This window comes from Mycolicibacterium vaccae NBRC 14118 = CIP 105934 (assembly GCF_001552715.1).
In the GTDB taxonomy this organism is placed as follows: Bacteria; Actinomycetota; Actinomycetes; order Mycobacteriales; family Mycobacteriaceae; genus Mycobacterium; species Mycobacterium vaccae.
Genome location: NZ_BCRS01000249.1, coordinates 1 through 5,426 on the forward strand (window position 1 = coordinate 1; position 5,426 = coordinate 5,426).

The window sequence follows — 5,426 nt, forward strand, 5'->3', positions numbered from 1 at the left end:
CCGCCCCTGAGAAGGGGGCGGCGCCCGCCCGGGCCGTGGCGGCCTCCGCCCGCCGGTTCGGCCTGCACCTGATCGGTTACGCACTGTTGCTGGCGGTCTGGGCGTTCTGCTCGACGGTGGTGTTCACCGAGTACATCCTGCCGGCGCCGTGGACCGTCGGCGCCGAGATGTGGCACCTCGCCGCCGACGGCACCGCGTTCGTTCAGTTCGGTGCCAGCATCGTCAAGATCGCGCTGGGCTTCGCCATCGGCACGGTGTTCGGCGTACCGCTGGGCCTGCTGATGGGCCGGATCCAGTACCAGAAATACTTCTGGCAACAGCCACTTCTGGTGCTGGGCAACGTCCCCGGGCTGGCCTACGCGGTGTTCGCGTTGATCCTGTTCGGCATCGGGGCCATCGGCCCGGTCGTCGTGGTGGCGTTCGTGGCGCTGCCCTACGTCGCCCTCAACGTCGCCCAGGGCGTCGAAGAGGTCGACCGCAGGCTCGTCGACATGAGCACCGTGTACGGACTCGGGCGCGGTGACGTCATCAGATCGGTGTTCCTGCCCTCGGTGATGCCGTTCCTGTTCGCGGCGCTGCGGTACGGCTTCGCGATGGCGTGGAAGGTCGAGGCACTCACCGAGGTGTTCGGTGGACGCAGCGGTATCGGATTCATGATTCGCCAGTCTTTCCAGGAATTCTCGATCGCCGGCGTGCTGGCCTGGACCGGGTTCTTCGTGATCTTCATCCTGCTGATCGAGCGCGTGGTGCTGGCCGGATTGGAACAGAAATTCTTCGCATGGAGAGGGGGACGCTGACATGAGCGCACCCGTGACCGACCGTGGCGACACGGTAACCGCCCGCCCCGGTGCACCCGGGTGGCTGACCGGCCCGGTGGGTGCCACCACCGCCGCCGCGCTGCTGTTCCTGCTGTTGTGGCAGCTCGCGGGTGTGGTCGGCGACCGCATCCCCGGCCCGATCCCGGTGGTCAACGCCGCGATCAGCGAGATCGAACGCGGCGAGTTCTTCTTCAACTTCGCCATCAGCATGCAGCGCTTCGCGATCGGCATGGCGATCTCGATCGTGCTCGGCATCGTGATCGGGCTCGCGATCGGTTCGTTCCGGGTCTTCGACGACCTGTTCGGCGACGTGAACCTCGTCGGGCTGGCGATCCCGGCCGTGATCTGGGCGTTATTGTGCGCCATGTGGTTCGGCTTCGCCGACACCGCACCGATCCTTACCGTGGTGCTGTCGGCGATCCCGTTCGTCGTCGTCAACGTCGCGGCGGGGGCCAGGTCGGTGCCACCGGCGCTGTTGGACATGTCGTCGTCCTACGACGTGCCGCCGGCACGGCGACTGCGGCATGCGGTGCTGCCCTCCATCACCGGCTACGCCGTGGCCGGCATCCGGTTCGGCGTGATGTCGGGCTGGAACGGTCTGCTGCTGTCGGAATGGTTCGGTTCGGCAGACGGCGTCGGGCACCGCGCCCGCTACTGGTATGACGCCAACCAGCTGCCCGGCTTCGTCGCGTGGATCGCGTTCTTCATCGCGTTCATGGTGCTCACCGACCGCGTGCTTCTGGAGCGGCTGTCGCGACGCGCATTCCGTTGGCGCGACGGGCAATCCACCCCGGGCGAGCCCACCGCGGCCGCGGCCGCCTAGTCCAGCACCACTACAAGGAGACCTCAATCATGGCCAACGTCACCGTCACTAACCTGCTCAAGGTGTTCGGCACCCCCACCGGCCCGCAAACTGTGATCGACCACATCGGCTTCGAGATCGCCGACCAGTCGTTCGTGTCCCTGGTCGGGCCGTCGGGCTGCGGTAAGACCACGCTGCTCAACATCATCGCCGGCATCGAGACCGCCACGTCCGGCTCCGTCACCATCGGCCGGACCGGACAGCAGGCCAAGCTCGCCTACGTGTTCCAGGAGCCACGGCTGCTGCCGTGGCGGTCCATCTTCGACAACCTGATGTACGTCCAGAAGGTCCGCGACGAAGCCGCCAAGCAGCGAGTTCACGAGGCGCTCAAGCGCGTCGGCCTCGGTCACGCGGAGAAGAAGTGGCCCGGCCAGCTGTCCGGCGGGCAGCAGCAGCGCGTCGGTATCGCGCGGGCACTGTCCATCGAACCGGACGTGCTGTTGATGGACGAGCCGTTCAGCCATCTCGATGCGATCACCGCGCGCGGTCTCCGCGAGCACCTGCAGGAGCTGTGGGCGCAGACCCGCAAGACCGTCGTGTTCGTCACCCATGACGTCAAGGAAGCCGCCGAGCTGTCCGACCGCATCCTGATGCTGGCGCCCGGCGGAACCATCCACGAGGACATCACCGTGGACCTTCCGCGCCCGCGAAAGGCCTCCAACACCGAAGTGGCCGTACTGGAGTCGTCGATCCTGCGCCGGTTCGAAGAACTCGAAGCGAGCTCGCGTCACCTCTCCACGGCACCTGCCAGTGCCTGAACCTGCTACACGAGAAAGAGACACAATGTCTGAATCGGTTGCCACCTCTGCGGTGGCCGACCACGGCGCGATCCGCAACGGCGAGAGCGTCCACAGTCTGCTCATCAACGGCGAACGCCGTCCCGGCCGGGGCGAGATCCTCGAGCTGGTCAACCCGGCAACGGGGCGGGTCTTCGCGCGCTGCCACAGCGCCAGCGCCGAGGACACCGACGACGCCGTGGTGTCGGCGCGAGCGGCGTTCGACTCCGGGGCGTGGTCGCAGATGCCGATCCATCAGCGCGCACGGATCCTCAACCGGTTCGGCGACCTGCTGGAACGGGACATGGACAAGTTGTACCGATTGGAGACCGACAACAACGGCAGGCCGATCACCGAGACCAAGGCGCAGATCACCCGGCTACCCGAGTGGTACCGGTACAACGCCGCCCTGCTCCTGGCCGGCCGCAACTCGGTGGTCCCGATGTCGGGTCCGTACCACTCGTACACCTCGCGGTTCCCGCTCGGTGTCGTGGCCACCCTCTCGTCGTTCAACCATCCGCTGATGATCGCGTCCAAGAGCGTCGCACCGGCGCTGGCGACCGGGAACAGCGTGGTGCTCAAGCCGTCCGAGCAGACACCGCTGACCGCGTTGCTGATCGGTGAGCTGGCGTTGGAGGCCGGGATGCCGCCAGGGGTGCTCAATGTCATCCCCGGGCTCGGGCCCGTGGCCGGGGCCGGGTTGGCAGAACACCCGCTGGTCGACAAGGTGGTGTTCACCGGCGGGACCGAGGTCGGCCGGATCATCTCGGTCGCTACCGCCCGGCGGTTCGCCAAGTCGACCGTGGAGCTCGGCGGCAAGACCCCGGTGCTGGTGTTCGACGACGTGCCCACCGAGGTGTCTTCGCGCGGTGCGGCGTTCGGCGGATTCGTCGGGGCTGGTCAGACCTGCATCGCCGGCACCCGGATCCTGGTGCAGGAGACGGTGTACGACGACTTCGTGGCCGCTCTGGTGGCCCAAGCCGAGCGCATTCGCATCGGTGATCCCCGCAAGGCCGACACGCAACTCGGACCGGTCATCTCGGAGCGGGCACGCAAGCGAATTCTCGATTACGTCGAGATCGGTGTCGACGAGGGCGCGACGCTGGCCACCGGTGGCAGAGCCGTCGACGTGCCGGGGCTGGACGGCTACTTCGTTGCACCGACCGTCCTCTCGAATGTCACCAACCAGATGCGCGTCGCGCGTGAGGAGATCTTCGGTCCCGTTCTGGTGGTGATCCCGTTCACCGACGAGGCCGATGCGATCGCCATCGCCAACGACTCGCCGTACGGTCTCGGATCGTCGATCTGGACGCGCGATGTGGCACGTGCCCACCGAGTCGCCTCAAAGCTCGAACAGGGCATCGTCTGGGTCAACGACCACCACCGGCTCGATCCGTGCTCGCCGTGGGGCGGTGTGCGCGAGAGCGGGCACGGCCGCGAAGGCGGCACCGAGTCGTTCGACGACTTCACCCATGTCCGTGCGGTGACGGTGCGCACCGCCCCCGACGACGTCGACTGGTACGGCGGCGTGGCCCTGGAAAGGCTCAACTGAAATGACTGCGACCCAAGAGATCTCTGTCCCCGGGTTGACCGTCGAACAAGACGGGGCCGTGTTGAGGGTGCACCTCAACAGTGCCGACGGCAACCTGATGACGATGGACATGTGCGATGCGCTGTCCGGGATACTGTCCGCGCCACCGGCCGGGGCGCACGTGCTGGTGCTGTCGGGGGCCGGCGACAGCTTCTGCCTCGGACGGGAGCGCACCGCCGCGACTCCGGACGATCTGCCCGGCGAAGTGCGGCGTCTGGTCGCAGTGAACGAAGCGCTGGCGGCCACCTCGTTGGTGACCGTCGCGCGCGTGCACGGCGATGCCGCCGGGTTCGGGGTCGGCCTGGCCGCGCTGTGCGATGTCGCGGTCGCGACCCGTGCTGCCCGTCTCAGTTTTCCCGAGGTGCGCATCAACCTGGCACCGGCACTGGTGCTGGCCTGGCTGCCGCACATGGTCGGCCGTCGCGCCGCGTTTTGGCTGACAGCCAGTGGCGCACAGGTATCCGGTGACGAAGCGGTCCGGATCGGGTTGGTCAACGAGGTGGTCGAGAACGTGGACGCCCTCGATGCGGCAGTCGCGGACAAGGTCGGGGTGCTGCTCTCGGCGCAACCACGGGTGCACACCGAGATCCGTGCGATGCTGCGCTCGGTCGAGTCGTTGTCCGAACGCCAGTCCTACGAACTGGCCTCCGACCGGCTGGTGCTCGGTTCGCTCCGGCGCCTGCACGCCACGCCCAACTGACCCGCCTGCCTAGAGCAGGGCCGCGGCCCGGTACAGCAGATCGCGCCACCGGGCCACGGTCGCCGGGTCGGTGACGGTGACACGCGCAAGGCGTTCCGGATCCGGCCCGGCGGGCATCGGCGCCGCCGGCAGGTGACCGTCGACAGGCACGAGAGACCTTGAGTGCGAGACGATGTCGTGGTCGGCGAGCCATTCCGGGACCGGCCCGAAGACCATCGGTGGCTCCGGCAGTGCCGCGGCCAGCGCGACGTCGGCCGCCAAGCCGATGCTCGTGGTGCCGCTGAACGCCACCGCGCACGGGAGATCCAGCTTCTCGGCCCGACGCATCGCACGGCGCACTCCCCCGAGCGCCCCGCACCGCAGCACCGCGACATCGGCCCCCTGCGGATGTCCGGACAACAGTGCCGCGTCGACGGCGACGGGTACGTCCACCCGCCGGCGCACCGCTACGGCGTCGTCGGCGTTCTGGCACACGAGCTCGACGAGGTCGGCGGACGCACCGAGCGCGGCGATCCGCGACACCGCCTCGTCGACGCCACCGGCGGCGACGTCGACCCGCGGCGGGCCGGCGGACACCGGCACCCGGCCCCGCACCGCATCCGGCCACCCCACGGTGCTCGGCTCCATGGCCGCCGTCAGCCAGCGCGCGGCGAGCGCGTCGTCGGCGCCGGCGGGCGGG

General features: G+C 68.5%; 6 protein-coding genes. 5 read left to right on the forward strand and 1 reads right to left on the reverse strand.

Annotation, left to right across the window (positions count from 1 at the left end; translation table 11 throughout):
* The 5 genes from MVA01S_RS28325 to MVA01S_RS28345 form a co-directional block, all read left to right on the forward strand.
* Window positions 1–797, forward strand: a 797-nt coding sequence (locus MVA01S_RS28325; protein WP_159426365.1) for an ABC transporter permease, incomplete at its 5' end; no start/stop codon positions are given.
* Window position 798: 1 nt separating this feature from the next.
* Entirely contained in the window at window positions 799–1,641 is an 843-nt protein-coding gene (locus MVA01S_RS28330) for an ABC transporter permease (RefSeq protein ID WP_003932404.1), read from the forward strand.
* Between the two features lie 29 nt (window positions 1,642–1,670).
* Window positions 1,671–2,438 (forward strand): ABC transporter ATP-binding protein, encoded by a 768-nt coding sequence (locus tag MVA01S_RS28335; protein ID WP_003932403.1) that lies wholly within the window; start codon window positions 1,671–1,673, stop codon window positions 2,436–2,438.
* 25 nt (window positions 2,439–2,463) lie between these two features.
* A complete protein-coding gene (locus tag MVA01S_RS28340; protein ID WP_003932402.1) occupies window positions 2,464–4,008 on the forward strand; it encodes an aldehyde dehydrogenase in 1,545 nt (514 codons plus the stop codon).
* 1 nt (window position 4,009) lies between these two features.
* Window positions 4,010–4,747: an enoyl-CoA hydratase/isomerase family protein gene (locus MVA01S_RS28345; RefSeq protein ID WP_064635125.1), complete on the forward strand. Its 738-nt coding sequence runs from the start codon at window positions 4,010–4,012 to the stop codon at window positions 4,745–4,747.
* 9 nt (window positions 4,748–4,756) lie between these two features.
* Here MVA01S_RS28345 and MVA01S_RS28350 read toward each other — a convergent pair.
* Window positions 4,757–5,426 (reverse strand): O-succinylbenzoate-CoA synthase (locus MVA01S_RS28350; RefSeq protein ID WP_060941791.1); only part of this gene is annotated, 670 nt, incomplete at its 5' end.